Source organism: Halalkalibacter sp. APA_J-10(15) (genome assembly GCF_023017105.1).
GTDB lineage: Bacteria > Bacillota > Bacilli > Bacillales > Bacillaceae_D > Halalkalibacter.
On record NZ_JALKEV010000006.1, the window covers coordinates 26,728 to 42,267 of the forward strand.

23 protein-coding genes and 1 pseudogene are annotated in these 15,540 nt (G+C 35.8%); 9 read left to right on the top strand and 15 right to left on the bottom strand.

The genetic code is table 11. The features are described 5' to 3' along the window. The 4 genes from dnaB to MW695_RS08585 are packed head-to-tail and all read right to left on the bottom strand — an operon-like array spanning position 1 to position 3,080. Positions 1-1,302: a replicative DNA helicase gene (gene dnaB, locus MW695_RS08570; RefSeq protein ID WP_247104855.1), complete on the bottom strand. Its 1,302-nt coding sequence runs from the start codon at positions 1,300-1,302 to the stop codon at positions 1-3. Beyond that, the gene (locus MW695_RS08575) at positions 1,299-1,619 is read right to left on the bottom strand and encodes a replicative helicase loader/inhibitor (RefSeq protein ID WP_247104856.1); all 321 of its coding nucleotides are present in this window, start codon (positions 1,617-1,619) and stop codon (positions 1,299-1,301) included. The genes dnaB and MW695_RS08575 overlap by 4 nt, the downstream gene beginning before the upstream one ends. Continuing rightward, on the bottom strand, positions 1,616-2,503 hold the full coding sequence (locus MW695_RS08580; RefSeq protein WP_247104857.1) for a DnaD domain-containing protein: 888 nt from the start codon (positions 2,501-2,503) through the stop codon (positions 1,616-1,618). The genes MW695_RS08575 and MW695_RS08580 overlap by 4 nt, the downstream gene beginning before the upstream one ends. Then, complete coding sequence (locus MW695_RS08585) at positions 2,496-3,080, bottom strand: Rha family transcriptional regulator (protein ID WP_247104858.1); 585 nt, start codon at positions 3,078-3,080, stop codon at positions 2,496-2,498. Before MW695_RS08585 ends, MW695_RS08580 begins: the two co-directional genes overlap by 8 nt. 59 nt (positions 3,081-3,139) lie before the next feature. Here MW695_RS08585 and MW695_RS08590 point away from each other — a divergent pair, with 59 nt between their 5' ends. Next, the gene (locus tag MW695_RS08590) at positions 3,140-3,610 is read left to right on the top strand and encodes a DUF2321 domain-containing protein (protein ID WP_247104859.1); all 471 of its coding nucleotides are present in this window, start codon (positions 3,140-3,142) and stop codon (positions 3,608-3,610) included. A gap of 250 nt (positions 3,611-3,860) precedes the next feature. Here the strand turns inward: MW695_RS08590 and MW695_RS08595 are convergent, their stop codons facing one another. Further along, on the bottom strand, positions 3,861-4,133 hold the full coding sequence (locus MW695_RS08595; protein WP_247104860.1) for a hypothetical protein: 273 nt from the start codon (positions 4,131-4,133) through the stop codon (positions 3,861-3,863). A 259-nt stretch (positions 4,134-4,392) separates the two neighbouring features. Between MW695_RS08595 and MW695_RS08600 the strand changes: the two genes are divergently transcribed. After that, on the top strand, positions 4,393-4,773 hold the full coding sequence (locus MW695_RS08600; protein ID WP_247104861.1) for a DUF2513 domain-containing protein: 381 nt from the start codon (positions 4,393-4,395) through the stop codon (positions 4,771-4,773). A 185-nt stretch (positions 4,774-4,958) separates the two neighbouring features. On the opposite strand, the gene MW695_RS08605 is transcribed toward MW695_RS08600, so the two are convergent. The 7 genes from MW695_RS08605 to MW695_RS08635 all read right to left on the bottom strand — a co-directional run bounded on the left by MW695_RS08605 (position 4,959) and on the right by MW695_RS08635 (position 7,438). After that, positions 4,959-5,165 carry a hypothetical protein gene (locus tag MW695_RS08605; RefSeq protein WP_247104862.1) on the bottom strand — a complete coding sequence of 69 codons (207 nt, stop codon included), beginning with the start codon at positions 5,163-5,165 and terminating at the stop codon, positions 4,959-4,961. Between the two features lie 20 nt (positions 5,166-5,185). After that, positions 5,186-5,545 carry a zinc-finger domain-containing protein gene (locus tag MW695_RS08610; protein WP_247104863.1) on the bottom strand — a complete coding sequence of 120 codons (360 nt, stop codon included), beginning with the start codon at positions 5,543-5,545 and terminating at the stop codon, positions 5,186-5,188. Positions 5,546-5,686: 141 nt separating this feature from the next. Continuing rightward, positions 5,687-6,070, bottom strand: coding sequence for a hypothetical protein (locus MW695_RS08615; RefSeq protein WP_247104864.1), 384 nt, complete (start codon positions 6,068-6,070; stop codon positions 5,687-5,689). Beyond that, a complete protein-coding gene (locus MW695_RS08620) occupies positions 6,060-6,350 on the bottom strand; it encodes a hypothetical protein (RefSeq protein WP_247104865.1) in 291 nt (96 codons plus the stop codon). Before MW695_RS08620 ends, MW695_RS08615 begins: the two co-directional genes overlap by 11 nt. Further along, a complete protein-coding gene (locus MW695_RS08625; protein ID WP_247104866.1) occupies positions 6,350-6,877 on the bottom strand; it encodes a helix-turn-helix domain-containing protein in 528 nt (175 codons plus the stop codon). Before MW695_RS08625 ends, MW695_RS08620 begins: the two co-directional genes overlap by 1 nt. Positions 6,878-6,959: 82 nt before the next feature. Further along, entirely contained in the window at positions 6,960-7,190 is a 231-nt protein-coding gene (locus MW695_RS08630; RefSeq protein ID WP_247104868.1) for a hypothetical protein, read from the bottom strand. Between the two features lie 17 nt (positions 7,191-7,207). Beyond that, positions 7,208-7,438: a helix-turn-helix transcriptional regulator gene (locus tag MW695_RS08635; protein ID WP_247104869.1), complete on the bottom strand. Its 231-nt coding sequence runs from the start codon at positions 7,436-7,438 to the stop codon at positions 7,208-7,210. Between the two features lie 138 nt (positions 7,439-7,576). On the opposite strand from MW695_RS08635, the gene MW695_RS08640 reads away from it, so the two are divergent. After that, positions 7,577-7,954: a helix-turn-helix domain-containing protein gene (locus tag MW695_RS08640; protein ID WP_247104870.1), complete on the top strand. Its 378-nt coding sequence runs from the start codon at positions 7,577-7,579 to the stop codon at positions 7,952-7,954. Positions 7,955-8,024: 70 nt separating this feature from the next. Then, the gene (locus tag MW695_RS08645; protein ID WP_247104871.1) at positions 8,025-8,708 is read left to right on the top strand and encodes a hypothetical protein; all 684 of its coding nucleotides are present in this window, start codon (positions 8,025-8,027) and stop codon (positions 8,706-8,708) included. Positions 8,709-8,729: 21 nt separating this feature from the next. Here the strand turns inward: MW695_RS08645 and MW695_RS08650 are convergent, their stop codons facing one another. Further along, a complete protein-coding gene (locus MW695_RS08650) occupies positions 8,730-9,461 on the bottom strand; it encodes a hypothetical protein (RefSeq protein ID WP_247104872.1) in 732 nt (243 codons plus the stop codon). A gap of 167 nt (positions 9,462-9,628) precedes the next feature. On the opposite strand from MW695_RS08650, the gene MW695_RS08655 reads away from it, so the two are divergent. The 5 genes from MW695_RS08655 to MW695_RS08675 all read left to right on the top strand — a co-directional run bounded on the left by MW695_RS08655 (position 9,629) and on the right by MW695_RS08675 (position 13,034). Next, positions 9,629-10,243: an ImmA/IrrE family metallo-endopeptidase gene (locus MW695_RS08655; RefSeq protein WP_247104873.1), complete on the top strand. Its 615-nt coding sequence runs from the start codon at positions 9,629-9,631 to the stop codon at positions 10,241-10,243. A gap of 67 nt (positions 10,244-10,310) precedes the next feature. Next, entirely contained in the window at positions 10,311-10,583 is a 273-nt protein-coding gene (locus tag MW695_RS08660) for a hypothetical protein (protein ID WP_247104875.1), read from the top strand. 23 nt (positions 10,584-10,606) lie between these two features. Then, positions 10,607-12,070, top strand: a complete 1,464-nt coding sequence (locus tag MW695_RS08665) for a recombinase family protein (protein ID WP_483299851.1) — start codon at positions 10,607-10,609, stop codon at positions 12,068-12,070. A 125-nt stretch (positions 12,071-12,195) separates the two neighbouring features. Further along, entirely contained in the window at positions 12,196-12,864 is a 669-nt protein-coding gene (locus MW695_RS08670) for a lipoprotein (protein ID WP_247104877.1), read from the top strand. A 2-nt stretch (positions 12,865-12,866) separates the two neighbouring features. Next, a complete protein-coding gene (locus MW695_RS08675) occupies positions 12,867-13,034 on the top strand; it encodes a hypothetical protein (RefSeq protein WP_247104879.1) in 168 nt (55 codons plus the stop codon). A gap of 51 nt (positions 13,035-13,085) precedes the next feature. Here the strand turns inward: MW695_RS08675 and asnB are convergent. Next, positions 13,086-14,270: pseudogene (asnB, locus tag MW695_RS08680) on the bottom strand (asparagine synthase (glutamine-hydrolyzing)); the annotation flags it as partial. A gap of 208 nt (positions 14,271-14,478) precedes the next feature. Next, positions 14,479-15,399, bottom strand: coding sequence for an EamA family transporter (locus tag MW695_RS08685; RefSeq protein ID WP_247104881.1), 921 nt, complete (start codon positions 15,397-15,399; stop codon positions 14,479-14,481). Positions 15,400-15,540 lie beyond the last annotated feature (141 nt).

Here is a 15,540-nt window from a genome sequence, read left to right on the forward strand (position 1 = left end):
CTAACCTCCTTGAGCATTAGAGTATTTACGATCTAAATTGACAAATTTACTGTACTCTTTTATAAATGCTGCTTCTGTTGTTCCTACTGCTCCGTTTCGCTGTTTTGAAAGGATAATCTCAATGATATTTTGACTCTCTGATTCCTTGTCGTAATAATCATCCCTGTATAGGAAAGCTACAACGTCTGCATCTTGTTCAATGCTTCCAGATTCACGAATATCAGACAGCATCGGTCTTTTATCTTGCCGCGACTCGACTCCCCTTGATAATTGTGACAAGGCAATAACAGGTATATTTAGTTCTCTAGCTAATGCTTTCAAGTTACGTGAAATCTCAGACACTTCTTGTTGTCTGTTTTCAGATCGCTTTTTGCTTGATCTAATCAACTGGAGGTAATCAATAATCACTAAATGGTCTCGATCAGGGTACTTTCTCATGATGGACATCATGTGTGACCGGATATCATTCGTGTTTATCCCCACGTCATCTATGATTTCAATGTCCCATTTTTCCATAGTTCCGATTGCATTTGTTGCCTTTTGATAATCACTTGAACTAAACCACCTATGTGGATTTCGCCATTTATGACCATCCACATTGCCCTCAGCACTTAACAACCGCTTAACAAGCTGTACATCACTCATTTCTAGTGAAAAGATGGTTGTGACTCCATTTTGTTTGCAATGAGCAGATCCCATATTTAGTGCAAAGGCTGTTTTCCCTACCGAAGGCCTAGCTGCAACAATGATCAAATCTTGCTTCTGCCATCCTCCTGTCATGCGATCTAAATCAACAATTCCAGTCGTACAGCCTGTTAATCCTTTTACTTCTGTGTTCATCGACTCTGCAATATCAGCTAAAATCTCAAGCTTCGACCTTTGTTTTTTACGAATCGTACTATCCTGAACTTCTTGTAGTTGATTAATTAAATCTGTAATGCCTTCGTCACTAGCGTTATCGTTGAATGATAATGCTAGTTTGGAAGCTGTGCGAATGCGATAAGACTCTAACACAAGATCATTGTGATAGTTAAAATTGGCTGTCGTGGCAACCGCATTACTTAAACTAGAAATGTAATCCACACCGCCGATTTGCGAAAGAGTTTGCTCAAGTGCTGTAATAACCCCGACAATATCGCATGGTTTCTCACGCATTTCTAGGTCTCTCATCGTGTTGAAGATAATTTGGTGTTTTGGATCGTAAAACTGTTCTGGTTGAATTGCTGTTTCTTTGATCAATTCAGGCTCTATTAAGATCGCGCCAATAACAGCCTGTTCTGCTTCTTTTGCAAAGTGATTCATTTATTCATCAACTCTTTAAATTTTTGATTGAATTCTTGTTTTTGTTCAGGTGTTGGTGGTTCTTTTTCGGCTTCTTGTTCAAACTTCCCGATTTTTTTTAATAGCCTATCTTGTCCACTTGGGTAATGCGCAATTTCAGCGATAGTTGGTGGAAATGGATGCTTACCGATGTGTTCTTTCAATTTTGCCATCACACCTTCAAAATCCATCTTCTTCAAAACAGGTACAAGGATTGCTGTCTTACGTTCGTTTAACTCAAATCTAGGATAAACGTCTTTGATCGTCAGCAAGATTTCAGCAGCTTGTTCGCTGTTCATCCAAATTCACCTCGTTTTACTCGCTCGATAATGTCGTCATCACCATCATCACTTGGTCGGCGATTTACTCGCTGATTTTGTTTAAACTCCGATTCTTTTGCTCTTACATCTTCAACGGATTTGATGTTTTCGTTTGCCCAGCGAATCAAAATCCCTTGTGCGTAATCCCATTTTTTTTGTTTTCCTAAAGCGATTTTCATAGATTCAATGACTAACTCACTACCTACTTCACCTACCCACTTGCCAATTGATTCTCCGATGAATGGATTTAACACTCCGAAGTTATTTTCATAAAATTTATAAACTTCAGCATACGGTAGTAGTACTTCTTTTTCTTTTTCTTTTTCTTTTTCTTTTTCTTTTTGCCCCCGTAACGCTCCCGTTACGTCGTCCGTTACGGAACAATCCTTATCTGATAAGGGTTGGGTTGAATCATCTGTAACGTGTTGCGTTACGCTATCCGTTACGTAGTACGTTTCGTATAAAGGCTTAAAACTTTCATGAGTCACAGCTTGTCCTACGAATTTAATAAGAGAGCGATCTTTTACTTCTGCTAGTTCCTTCTTCACACAATCTACAATCGGCTTTCCAGCACGAATGAAATTGTATTTACCCCAGTTCTTTATTGCTAACTCTCGTGTTTCTGCATTGTATTTAATCATTTTGTGATGGTTGATAAAACGATCCATGATCGACTTCACACTTTCAATTGAATACCCTATCTCAAACGCAATGAGCTTCTGTGTGATTGGATAGATACCTGTTTGTGTATTGTGGTTATTCGTCAAGAGATACAGGAAGAACAGCTTATCTTCAGGCGACATTTCCTCAATTACTTTTGGATCATTCCAGAACTCTGTGTAAACGACTCGATATTTAGCCAATGTATTCCCTCCTGTTTCGACTCTCCAAATTTGGCGAGTGCCAATTCTTGATGATGGTTACTGCTCTTCCTAAATCATGACGTGGAATATCACGGAAAGAAGTAATATTGAATTCTCTCTTAAGCTGCATATGTAGCATGGTGTAATACTTCCTCTTTGCATTTGGTTCCAGTCTAGGAAAATGATTAGAGATAACATCACGAATAAGTGACTGGATCTCCTTCTGTTCTTTGGCCAACAATGTATCTTTTCGACTCTCCACCAGTTGGCGAGTCCTATTGAAAGCATTGATATACTTCTCTTTAAATTCAATTGCTTTCTTACCTGTGTATCCCATAGCAAGCATGGCAAAGCCATCAAACGTAATTACATACATCGGCATGACACGACCTTGTTTATTGGTATAAGTGGACTCTCCAAAATGGGCGAGTCGAAAAGAGTCCGAACATTTAAGGGTGCGAATATCTCTTAACACTTTGTCATGGCCTTTCTCAAATGTCTCAGCGATCATGATTGATGTGGTTACAGGGTTATCGTTGCTGACGTAAACCAATTGATTAATGAAGGTTGGTTGCATAATGATTCTCCTTTCTTTGGTATAATGTTCCTAGATTAGTAGATAGGAGGTGAACGTATATGGGCTATTATCAAAATGCTACAATTTGTATAAATGGACATGTTGCCTCACGTGATACATCCAATTACAGAAAGTTTTGCAAGGAATGTGGCCAGAAAACCATTTCCCTTTGTCAAAATTGCCATACTAATATTCAAGGTGAATACGATACTCCTGGTGTGGCTATGATAGGTTTTAGTTATGATCCTCCGTCTTTTTGTCATGAATGTGGAAATCCATATCCCTGGATTTCTCAAATAATCGATAACGCCATTGAATTATTAGCGTTAGATGATGAATTACCAGATGAACATAAAGAAATCATCAAAGGCGCTTTTCCTGACCTCATAGTTGAAACTCCCGCTACACCAGTGGCAGTTGCTAAATACAAGAAGTACATGCCCAAAGCAGCTGAATATGTCCAAAATGGTGTAAAAAAAATACTGTATGATGTTGCGAGTCAAGTAGTCAAAAAATCTATTTGGGGCTAGTTGAAACACTACAGAACTTACAATACTTATCCGTAGATTGAATGAGTTGACCACAGGAATTACATTTCTTGTGGTCTTTTAATTTGACTAAATACCACTCCCACAACTTTTTCGGTACATATAAAGGAATACGAATGTATAATTTAATCATTTTGTCCTCCCTCCTATTCCAAACCAAACTTCTCTGAACTGTTCTTGTTGTCAGTTTATGGACATAATAAGTTAGTCATCAGCATTTCTCGTAAAACATTCACTTCATATTTAGACATATATGAAGTTCACGAGTCCCGCATTTCGCCACCAAGAAATATTCAGAAGGCTCGACTTGATAATTAGATATAAAATCTTGCCTAAGTTCATTTTTAAAATCAATGATGTCTTTTTGCCTTTTGTCATCAATCGTTATACACGTGGAAGCTATTTCGTGAGCGATTCCTCTTGCTTCCACTAATTTCTCAGACAGATCTTCTACTAACTTTCTTTTCTCATCCAACCCTTGGATAAAAAAATCTTCCTCTTCCAATTTACTCACCTCCTTACAATTACAAACAACTACCCACTCTCCAAAATTGGCGAGTCGAAATGAATCAGAGCACTTCAACAATCTGATGTTTCTTAAGACTTTGTCATGATCTTTTTCAAAATTTCAGCAATCTTGATCGATGTCGTTATTAGGTTATCGTTGTTTGCATATACCAGTTGATTAATTGCTGCAGGTTGCACTATGATTATCCTTTCTTTGGTATAATATTCCTATATTACTAGATAGGAGGTGTATTAATTTGAAACTTGATCAAGATTGTGTCCGCTCGATTCTTCTAGAATTAGAAGAAAATTTATCTCTTAATGGAAGTGTATTCTTTCATCAACTTAAAGACTTCAAAACAACTCATAAATACGGTTTCGAAACTTCCGTTTATGCATTAACAAAATTAATTGAAGCTGATTTTTTGAACGGTACTATTAGTCGTGGTGACAACCAAATCTTAGACATTGGTATTGGTTCAATAACTTGGGATGGACATCAATTCTTGGACACTATACGAGATAACGCAGTTTGGTCTAAAACAAAAGATACTGTAAAGTCTTTGTCCAGCGTATCTCTAACTGTGCTTTCCAACGTAGCCTCAAATGTTATGAAAAAACAGATTGGCTTAGAATAATTTTATTTCTACACCATCAACTAACACATAGATGAAATCTTTTTCATCCGGGATGGACCTTTCAACAAACCGAGCTAGATTAACAAGGTTTTCATTGGTATCAATGGGTATTAATCTATTGATACCATCTTTCTTTGAATAAACTATCGGCACAATCTCCACCACTCTTTCTAATGAAATACTAATTAAACCAATCTATTAACCTCTCTATACTCCTTCTTAACAGACTTTCGAACAACGTGTTCACTTCCCTTTGACTGACAAATGGCCACTCTTCCTTCCATCCTCACAAACTCTAACTCTGGGTGACATAAGCGAACATACGCTTTTCCATAAGCGGTTAAATCACGTGTTGGTTCGTAAACATTGGGTACTTCAATTCGATATTCCATACAAGTGCACTCCTTATTAGCTAAATGGACATGGATAGATCACGTTGTTCATAATGGGCTACTTTTTTGCTGTTAAAATAAAATTGTTCGACTAACCTCTCATCAATCCCTAACTTCTTAGCGGATTGCTTTGTACCACGTTCTAATCCCAGTGTCTTTATATGACCTAACACGTATTCCTTTTGTGCTTTTGTCCATTTGTGCCTTTGTAGAAATGGTTCAGATACTAATTGGTTACCTAAACGTCTTAAATCCATACCGTGAGTACACTCAGCGCAAATTGCATTAATCCTCGTTGATGTATTGTTTATTCTGCTTTCACATGGTTTGCAATGATTCATTTCGATCTCAGTGATCTGTCTCAATATTTCTTTACGCATGATCTTTTCCACCTCCTTCTGGTGAACACAAGCTACACCGTGGAAACGACAATCATGAGGAGCTGGGGGATGCTTTGATTATCGTCTCCACGGCAAAGCTCGAAAGCCTTGCCTAATTCATTAATTTGTACTAAAATAGAACTAACCTAATAGGATGTTTGTTGAAGTGCTAACTGTTCCAGCAGTTGGCGCTTCTTTCTTTATGTGCTGCTTATAAAAATTCTGTTGGAATGCAACACGCTTTTCTCGTACTTCTTGAGCTAATTGCCGAATGAGCTCAACTTCTTTTCTGTCTGTTCCTAACTGATCTTCAATTTCATTTGCTTTTGCATGTAACGCACTTACGATATGCTCCATTCCCATGCCATCAAGTTCCGCTTCGTTTCCATTTTGTAAAATCTTTGTGTAATCCGTTAACATGAGTCTTCCAGAAGCCACAGAGACCTTGAACATATAACGCTTCATGCAGTCTATTACAAGTGCGATCTCCGCACGGTTAAATGATTGCAGAGGTTTAGTTTTCATTTGACATCACCTCATCATTTTTTCTTAAAAGCTCCTTCACATATGCAATCCCTATGCTATTCTCTGAAATACGGCCGGTACTATGAATCATGTAATCAAATATCTCTGTATCCAATACGACAGCGATAGTTGTGTAATACTTAGTCACTTTAACCAGTAAAACCTTAAGTTCAATTTGACCGAATAACTCTGTTAGGTGAATAAAATGATCTTTAATTCTTCCAGCAACTTCTTCCGAGACTTCATGAACCGGCTTTAAAATTTCATCAACAGAACTCATTACAAATTCCTCCTTTTTAAGTAACCACGAGCCATTAGAGACGATTTCCATTGCTTAACCTCATTGACATATGACAAATCAAAATGTTGCATTAAATCAATGACAAGTGTTTGTGAAGCAGCAATGCTATCCAGTAACTCTCTTATCGTGCGTTTAATATGATCTACTTCGTGTTCTGCCATAAAAGGTAATGGCTTGCTAATATTGATCTCTTTAAGGTGTTCCTTTGCTTCACGAAGCTCCTTAATTGCCAAAAATGTTAACGATGCATAATGATGTTCCACCTTCTCTCCATCCAGATAAGGAATGGTAGCTCCACCTGTTATATCGTTGCTCATCTCCAAAATAAAGTGAGCATCATCTAACGAATGTGCGAAAAACGGTTTTAATTCTTTCGGTACAGGCCTTGCATTTGTTTCATACTTTGCGATAGCTTCTCTTGATGTCGGCATATTTTGCGATAGCTCTCGTTGTGAAATCCTCTTTCTTTTCCTTGATTCCGCGATCAATTGCCCGTTGATTGTCATCCTCTCCTTTTGTACCAACTATTTAGTTTTGTTGTGACAAGCGACTTGATATGATGTAATAGCTTGTCCAGTATGCCAAGACTCATGTCGAGTCTTCGCTTGATTTCTTACTCTCATTTGAATCATTTTCAGAAGACTTTTGCTGCTCTCGTTCGGCATTTTCTTTGACCATTCTTCTATAAATAGCTGCAAAGCGTTCAAGAGCTTCTTGGCTTGGGTGTTTCCTGCCTCCATTCACAATGGTGTCTTTGCTCATGTTGGTCATCTCCTCCTTAATAGGAGATATATGCTCAGATTCCTTAAGGACAGCCATATGAATTTAACCTCCTTTTAAAGTTCAATTATTTTACTCATTTTGAGTAACTCTTTTTCAAAAAAAAGATCGTTTACATCCACTCCAAGTATTTCTGAAATTTCTTTGGCTTTTTTTAGAGTTGGTTTATTACGTCCCATTTCAATATTTGCATACCCACTCACAGACTTATAACCAAGTTTCTTAGCCATAAATGTTTGAGTTTTTCCCTGAGATTTCCGAGTTTCACGTAATTTTTCTAATTTCATAACACCACTCCTTTACTCAATTCGTGTAACTCCTTGATTACATAATACTTACTCCTTTTGTGTAAGTCAACATTTTTTTATTCTTTTTGTGTAACTTTTTATATTTATAGTGTAAACATGATAAAATTTACTTAGTAGATGGAGAAAGGTGATTTTATGGAGAATGTTACTGGCGAAAGGCTAAAAATATTAAGAGAAAAAATGGGATGGACAAAATCGGCAGTAGCTAAAAAACTCGGTATAAAAACCGTTTCTACATATGCCAATTGGGAATACGGCTTAAGACAACCAGATTATGAAACATTAGCAAAAATAGCTGACCTATTTGAAGTTGATGCTGATTATTTAATTGGTAGAACTGATAAACCAAAACATCCTAAGGAAAAACCGATCCATATCTCTTTCTCTCATGGTGCTGATCCACTCACCGATGAGGAAGAAGAATACTTAGAACGACAACTTGAGGAATTTAGACGATTGCGGAAGAAGTTTGGACAAGAGGACAAAAAAGACTAACAACACGACATACACCAAGTTTATTTGGGTATGTCGTGTTTTTAATGTGCCAAAAGTTAGGAGGGGTATTTTGGGGAAATCATTTGTATTAATTGATGTTGACTTTTTTAATAAAGAAGGGTTATTCGTCCCTCAACAACTTGGGTTTATTGAAGAGAACAGCAAAGAAGTAAGCATTACTTTAGCACAAGAAGATTCATTATCAGGTTTTGATCTGTATAAGTGTCATTATGATAAAGAAATAAATAAAAGGATTAAGATTGGTTATGATCATTTTATTAATCACTACTATGATCCCACGGATTTTGAATTGTTTTATAATGAAAAGCTAAATTTAGCTGTAGCCAATGCTGGTAACGATCTAATTAGGTCATTTTGTGAAGAATTGAACCAAACAAAATATTTTAAATTGAAAATCTTACCTTTTGATACAAATGATATTTTATTAAGACTAGATTCGATAAATGGATTATGGATTAGCAAAATTAAGGAAATGAATTTAGAAAGCGCTGGTTACTTCGGACCAAGTGTACAAAAAAGCGAAAGAGCACAAGATATACTAAATGGTGCTGGACCCGAAGTGTCTTCATTTAATGCTTATTTTTACTCTGAATACTTTGGTAAAGATTTTAGTATTCTTATTTCCAAAAAAGGTTCTGTTGTTATACATGATTACCTTTCTAGTACAAAGGACTACATTTTATTTATTACTGAATTATATGATAAGCTTCTTAAAAATTCTTTAATAAAGTAAAAGAGCCTTACAAATTATTTATTATGTAGGGCTCTTTTTAATTTCTTTAATAGGTGTATATGATAATGATAAGTAGTCTTTAGCATTGTTATTTAGAGATGAGAGTGAATTTGAATAAAATTCAATATGCTCATTTGTTATTCTTATTTTTTCCTTTCCTCTTTTAAAAGAAACATTAAAACTTACTATGTCTTTACTTCTTATACCTTTTAGAAACATACCAAGAAAAGGATTCTGCTCTAAAAATACAACTTTAATAAAACAATCATATTCAACATTACCAATTTTAGTTATTATTGATTCAATTAATTCACTAAGCTCTTTATCAATTATTTTTTTTGCTCTTCCATAGGACATTTGATGATCGTAGAGGGAAATAGATATAATATCACCATCCAATCTAATTTCTGGTTGGATAGATTTGATTTTTATTACTTTCCTACGCGGGCTACTATGAATTGTTTGTGCACTTGAATTTGTTTTAAGTAGAAAATTATAAAGTTCTTCAACCGACTGATCATTATACTCCCCACTCATCCTTATTTGAAAATTCCACATGACGTCATAATTACGTATTTTGAATTGAATTTTTCTAATCCATAAATGAAATCTATTTGTATGTCTATACAGTATTGTTATTAATAAATAAATGTAACTACCGTACAATATTAAATTTTGAAAAAGGGGAGCTGTAGAAAAAAATAAATTTGCTATCAATAAAATCCCTAAACTTATGAATACAATTAATATCATTGCCTTCAGCCCCCTTCAACAAATTATCAAAAATATATCGTAACCTTATTATAAGATGTCACAGAAATTAAAGCAAACGCCTGTTCTTCAATAAAAAAATAAACCCTCTTGAAAACAGGAACATATATTCGTATAATCAAAAGAACATACTTTCGGTGGTGATCCTCTTGCGATTTAGTACATTACGAGAAAAAAAGATTACACAGGTTTATCAACAGCTGGGGATATCGGCAATTTCTGATCTCAGTATTAAAAATGTAAGCAACGTTTTTAATTTTAAAATCGATTATTATGACTTTCGAAGTCGCTGCATTCATGATGATGATTTTGCCATTATTGCTTTAAACCAAAATCAAACAGTTGAGAAAATAAGATATGACTTTTTTCATGAAATGGCTCATTATTTTGAACACATTGGCGATCAACGTAAAATTAATCCGTCTTTTATTCAACTACAAGAAAGACAAGCTCACTCTTTCGCCCTGGTTGCGTCTATGCCACGCTTTATATTCGAACCCTACATGGATTCAGTAGCATCCATTCATGAGCTAGTAAAAGCATTTGAACTACCTGAGTCGTTTATTGAAGAGCGAATTCGAATAATTCAACAGCAAAACACTACTCAATATCAATATCAAAGAACGAAACAATTAGAAGAAGATCGTGTGAATCGATCGCTGCAACCAGGAAGAGTTTCCAATGAAACGATTACCCTATTACATCAATTAAAAAATCAAGTTGGAGAGGAACGATTAAGCTATGACGTTACACGTTTATTATGAAGAATTAGAAGGAAAATTATTTCCTAAATTAGTCTTAGTTCAAAATAATTTGAACGTTGATCATGACATGACTACATATAAAGTTGATGGTCCATTTGAACGTATATTTCAGGATGATTTTCATAATGATTTAAAAACGATATCTGTTTCTTTGGGAGCTTTAAAACGTTGCCCTATGTTTGATAATCAATTCGAAATCGACATTGAACAAGTAAAAAAAGATTTATGGAGAATGTCACATGATCCAGAAGCCGTTTATGAGACTGATTATTTTGCTATTTTAGTAGACGACCTTCAGGAACTCTTTGCTTTTGATGTGACTACTAGATTTACACTTTAGTCTGTACCTTTCATGAACTTAAAATGTTACAAACTAAAGACTATGATTACTTCATTAAGCCTCTGTTCATACATATTTATCAATGGGTGGTGTTTACGTTGTCTTGTGCAATCTATGTACGTGTTTCTACAGAAGAACAAGTGAAAGAAGGTTTCTCCATCTCCGCTCAGCTTGAACGATTGCGAGCGTTCGCCCACTCTCAAGGATGGGAAGTCACCCATGAGTATGTGGAAGAAGGTTGGAGTGCAAAAAATATAAAACGGCCACAACTGCAAAAAATGTTGTCTGACCTAAAAGAGAATGAATTCAATGTGATCTTAGTTTATAAATTAGATCGCTTAACCCGTTCGGTCATTGATCTCTATACTCTACTAAAAGATTTTGAGGATCATAATGTTTCTTTCAGATCAGCTACAGAAGTCTATGATACCAGCACAGCTATGGGAAGGCTCTTCATTACATTAGTTGCTGCCCTTGCACAATGGGAGCGTGAACAACTTGTCGAACGTGTTAAAGTTGGTCTGGAACAAATGGTTGATGAAGGAAAAAAACCTGGTACACAGAACTTGTTTGGCTATCGTTTTGATGTTAATTTCAAATGTGAAATTATTGAAGAAGAAGCTGAAATCGTTCGGTGGATGTTTCAGTTATATGCTGATGGATATGGATATAGAGCCATCGCTGATAAGTTAAATGAACGCGGTATTAACACAAAACGAACCTCCATGAAATGGGGAACATCCTCTGTTCGATTAATTTTAAAAAATGATATGTATATTGGTATTTTTCGTTATGGAGATAAAGTGAAGTACAATACTCACCCACCGATTATAAATGAGGTTCTCTTTCATCAAGTTCAAAAACGGATGAATTCCAAACAATTAACTGATTCTCGAAAAGGGAAATTAACACTTACTGGCTTGTTGAAATGTGGCCATTGCAATGAGCACGGTATGAACGGTAACTATGACAAAAGGGATCAAATCGTTTATTATCGATGTTCAAAGTGTAATCGCTCAGCAAGTGAAAATAAAATTGTTGATCTAATATTAAAAGAGCTAGAAAAGATGATCACTTCAAAAGAATATTTCCTGTCCTTGATCACTAATTCAAAGGATGATGAACAAGATTATATTGAACTAAAAAAAGAACTTGAAGCCATTATTGCTCAAAAAAATAAAGCGCTTGACCTTTATATGGATGAAAATAGCCCATTTGATAAGGATGAATTGTATGCTAGAACAATTAAATTAAATGAACGAGAACAAGAATTACTTCTACAAATGGACAATATGGATGTTGATTTTGACTCTCCAGAAATGAAATATGATAAAATTAAAAATCTAACTGGAATTGTTGATGAATTTCATAGAGCGGAACCAATGACTAAGAAAGAATTATTGGAAAATATATTTGAAAAAATCATCTATATACGTGAAAAAAAAGGAAGGCATTCCCCTATTAACCTTGAGTATTTTCTCAAGTAGTACTTTTCTCATAAGGATCCCTATTTGATTAAATCGTTTTATTACATATTTTGTCGAATCTATAGTAATTTTTGACAAGTTGGTATATTCTATTTTTTGTACTATAAAACAAGGGGGAAATATCTATGAAAAAAGGATTACTTAGTTTGTTGTTGGTTATGTTTATTGCGCTTTTAGCAGCTTGCGGGACAGAAGAACCATCAAACACTGACGAGTCAACAAATGATGATGTTGATGTCGAAGAAAATAATGATGAAGAAGCTCAAGAAGAAGATACAGATGCAGATACAGAAGAAACTACTACATCTGATAATGGATGGGATCATCAAGTTGGAGATGTTATTGAAAACGAAGGTGGATCATTCACATTAATCGCACGTCAAGATGAAATTGAAACACAAGAAACAGGGCCTATGGTGTTAAATGTTCCACAAGTAAATGCTACTTCTGCACAAATCGAAGGTGAATTAGCCGACTTTATGGAAACTGATGAAATTGAATATATTCAAATTGATTTTGAAGTAGAGAATACTTCTGAAGATACTATTATATTTTATGCAGGTCAAGCAACAATAACTACTAACACTGGAGAACAACTTGAATCAGATATGTGGTTGTCCGATCATATTGATGGTGAATATATTGGTGCTGTAAGAAAAAGTGGTTCACAATTCTTCATCCTAGAGAACTCAAAAGCAGAAGAGATTGAGTGGGTTCGTATTCTAATCAGTTCACCTAGTGATGAAAATTGGGATAATGTTGGCGAAGACTTAGATTTCACAGTTGAGTTTTAATTATGAAAGTAATATCTATTATTCTCATATCATTTGGTTCGTTAGGTTTACTGATGTCTACTTTGATGTTTGGTGATATTGGAATAGCAGCTGCGATCGGTTCAATAACAGCTATTCTATCAGGTATCGGCTTCTTACAAGTTAATAAACGATTGTCAAAAGAGTCCTAATGGACTCTTTTTATAACCTGAATGTATATCCTGTATTTTGTTTTATTCCACTTCTGGCTTATGAAACCACGGATACCCACCAAAGATTTCATCCGCACATTCTCCAGATAAACCGACCGTCACGTCTTTTTTAATCTCATGACAAAACCATAATAGTGATGAATCGACATCCGCCATGCCTGGAAGGTCCCGAACATGAACAGCCTCTTTCAAGCGAGCAGCTAGCTCTTCAATCGAAATCACTTTATTTTGATGATGTGTACCTACTGCATTTGAAACCTCTTTCACCCAAGGAGCATCTTCATTCGGTTGGAAATCATTTGCACGAAAATATTTATCATTTTCATCATAGTCGACTGAGTAACTGCGAATCGGTCCTTTTCCTTGCTTTTCATAGACCTTGGCGGCTAATGCGGTTAATGCACTTGAATCAACGCCCCCTGAAAGAAACATCCCAACAGGTACATCAGCTACTAGCTGCCTCTCCACTGTATCCTCTAATAAATATCGAATATATTCTGCTGTCTCCTCAACTGTATGTGAATGCTTTTTACTTTTAAGCGACCAATAACGACTAATTTTTGCTCCATTCCGGTCATAAATCAGCAAATGAGCTGGTCTAAGCTCTTCGATTTCATCATAAATTCCATGGCCAGGAGTGCGTGAAGGAGCTAAGCCTACAATATCTGCGAGACCATCCGCCTTAATAATTGGTTGAATTTTCCGGTGGGCAAGCAAAGCCTTTAGCTCAGATCCGAATAGCAAACATCCATGTCGTACCGTATAGAAGAGTGGCTTTACACCTAATCGATCACGTGCTAGCAATAAACTTTGGTCTTGTTCATTCCAAACGGCAAACGCAAAGATGCCATTTAATTTCTCTAAACATTGATAACCCCATTCGATATAGGATTTTAATAAGACCTCTGTATCAGAGTGACCTGTAAATGTGTGACCAGCTACTAGCAATTCCTTCCGCAACTCCTCCGTATTATACAATTCTCCATTATAAACTAATGTATATGTTTTTCCTTTGTATGTTCTTGTCATCGGCTGTATACCGTTTTCCGGGTCAACTACAATTAATCTTGCATGGCCAAATGCTACATGCTCTGACGTCCATACACGTAAATCATCAGGTCCACGACGGTTCAACGTTTTGGCCATCTTCGTTACTTCATTCGTTTCATTACGTAAATCATATCTCCAATCTATCCAACCAGTAATACCACACACGTATCATCCACCCCTTCTAGGAAAAATACTCATTCTTCCTTAACAAATACGTTATTTATTGTATTCCAATACCGCTAGGACATAGAACTATACGCTATCGTATTCAACGAATTCATAACATGTTAATCTTAGGATTATCCCTGATCTATTAAATTTTAAAAAGCTTGTTTCAAAAAGTCTATATCTCCTTGAAACAAGCTTGAATAAATTAAATATTCTTTATAACGGTGCGCCGTTTTCTTAATCCGACCAACTGAGACAGCAATCCATTCCCCAGCGCAATTCCTACTAAAATAATACCAACGCCAATCCATTGAACGATGGAAACTGTTTCCTTTAATATGATCGTTGACATCAAAATTGCCACTGGAAGTTCCGATGAAGATAAAATTGTTCCGAGTCCTCCACCAACCTTTGGCATTCCAATTGAAAAGAGCAGTGGTGGTAATAGTACCCCAAATAGCCCTAAAAATAATCCGTATGGTGCAACTGCAACCATCGTTTCAAGTGGAAATCCTTCACGTATATAAGTTGGTAAAAAGATAATGAAGACAATCACAAAGCCTCCTGCTGTTAGCCAAGCGCTCTTTTGAATAGCTGGTACCGTATGAGCAACTTTTCCGCTTAAATAAATAAATGTGGAAAAACTCACAGCAGCAAGTACTCCCCAAATGATTCCATACCATGTTAATTCAAGTGAACTCATAAAGAAGCCGCCAGCCAAAATTGAACCCATCATACACGTACCAATGGCCATGAGTCGTAATTGATTAGGCTTCTTCCGATCAATGAACCATTCTAATAAACTTCCAATCCATACAAACTGAAATAACAGAATAATGGCAATCGAAGCATCTATTGTTTGCAATGACTGGTAATAAAAAACACCTGTTAAGCCCATTGGAAGTCCGGATAAGATGATCTTCGTTTTTAACGAGTTTGTTAGTCGTTTTCTTTTTACAAATGGAACAAACACCCAAATGAGCAATAGACCAATTAGAAATTGTAACCCTGTTACTTGAGCTATTGTAAATCCATTCGTATAAGCTAATTTCACAAAGGTTGATAATACTCCAAAGCAGCAGCCTCCTAAAAATACAATCAATGAATAAAACCAAATAGGCTTCATTTAAACACCTCTCCTCCCGCGCAAAAAGCCACACACTTGTTTAGAGCAAGTGTGTGGTGAAAATAGGTTATACCTAGAAAAGTCCACATCCATTCATTCAATGAATGGTTTATCAAACATTATCACTCATTAGTTTAAAAG

Bases quoted from the DNA above. Each gene is read 5' to 3' on its own strand.
- MW695_RS08675 (WP_247104879.1), top strand. From the start codon at position 12,867: ATGAAAGTAATATCTATTATTCTCATATCATTTGGTTCGTTAGGTTTA.
- MW695_RS08670 (WP_247104877.1), top strand. From the start codon at position 12,196: ATGAAAAAAGGATTACTTAGTTTGTTGTTGGTTATGTTTATTGCGCTT.
- MW695_RS08640 (WP_247104870.1), top strand. From the start codon at position 7,577: ATGGAGAAAGGTGATTTTATGGAGAATGTTACTGGCGAAAGGCTAAAA.
- MW695_RS08665 (WP_483299851.1), top strand. From the start codon at position 10,607: ATGTTACAAACTAAAGACTATGATTACTTCATTAAGCCTCTGTTCATA.
- MW695_RS08585 (WP_247104858.1), bottom strand. From the start codon at position 3,080: ATGCAACCAACCTTCATTAATCAATTGGTTTACGTCAGCAACGATAAC.
- MW695_RS08630 (WP_247104868.1), bottom strand. From the start codon at position 7,190: ATGGCTGTCCTTAAGGAATCTGAGCATATATCTCCTATTAAGGAGGAG.
- MW695_RS08610 (WP_247104863.1), bottom strand. From the start codon at position 5,545: ATGCGTAAAGAAATATTGAGACAGATCACTGAGATCGAAATGAATCAT.
- MW695_RS08685 (WP_247104881.1), bottom strand. From the start codon at position 15,399: ATGAAGCCTATTTGGTTTTATTCATTGATTGTATTTTTAGGAGGCTGC.
- MW695_RS08615 (WP_247104864.1), bottom strand. From the start codon at position 6,070: ATGAAAACTAAACCTCTGCAATCATTTAACCGTGCGGAGATCGCACTT.
- MW695_RS08620 (WP_247104865.1), bottom strand. From the start codon at position 6,350: ATGAGTTCTGTTGATGAAATTTTAAAGCCGGTTCATGAAGTCTCGGAA.
- MW695_RS08635 (WP_247104869.1), bottom strand. From the start codon at position 7,438: ATGAAATTAGAAAAATTACGTGAAACTCGGAAATCTCAGGGAAAAACT.
- MW695_RS08650 (WP_247104872.1), bottom strand. From the start codon at position 9,461: ATGATATTAATTGTATTCATAAGTTTAGGGATTTTATTGATAGCAAAT.
- MW695_RS08590 (WP_247104859.1), top strand. From the start codon at position 3,140: ATGGGCTATTATCAAAATGCTACAATTTGTATAAATGGACATGTTGCC.
- dnaB (WP_247104855.1), bottom strand. From the start codon at position 1,302: ATGAATCACTTTGCAAAAGAAGCAGAACAGGCTGTTATTGGCGCGATC.
- MW695_RS08575 (WP_247104856.1), bottom strand. From the start codon at position 1,619: ATGAACAGCGAACAAGCTGCTGAAATCTTGCTGACGATCAAAGACGTT.
- MW695_RS08660 (WP_247104875.1), top strand. From the start codon at position 10,311: ATGACTACATATAAAGTTGATGGTCCATTTGAACGTATATTTCAGGAT.
- MW695_RS08625 (WP_247104866.1), bottom strand. From the start codon at position 6,877: ATGACAATCAACGGGCAATTGATCGCGGAATCAAGGAAAAGAAAGAGG.
- MW695_RS08605 (WP_247104862.1), bottom strand. From the start codon at position 5,165: ATGGAATATCGAATTGAAGTACCCAATGTTTACGAACCAACACGTGAT.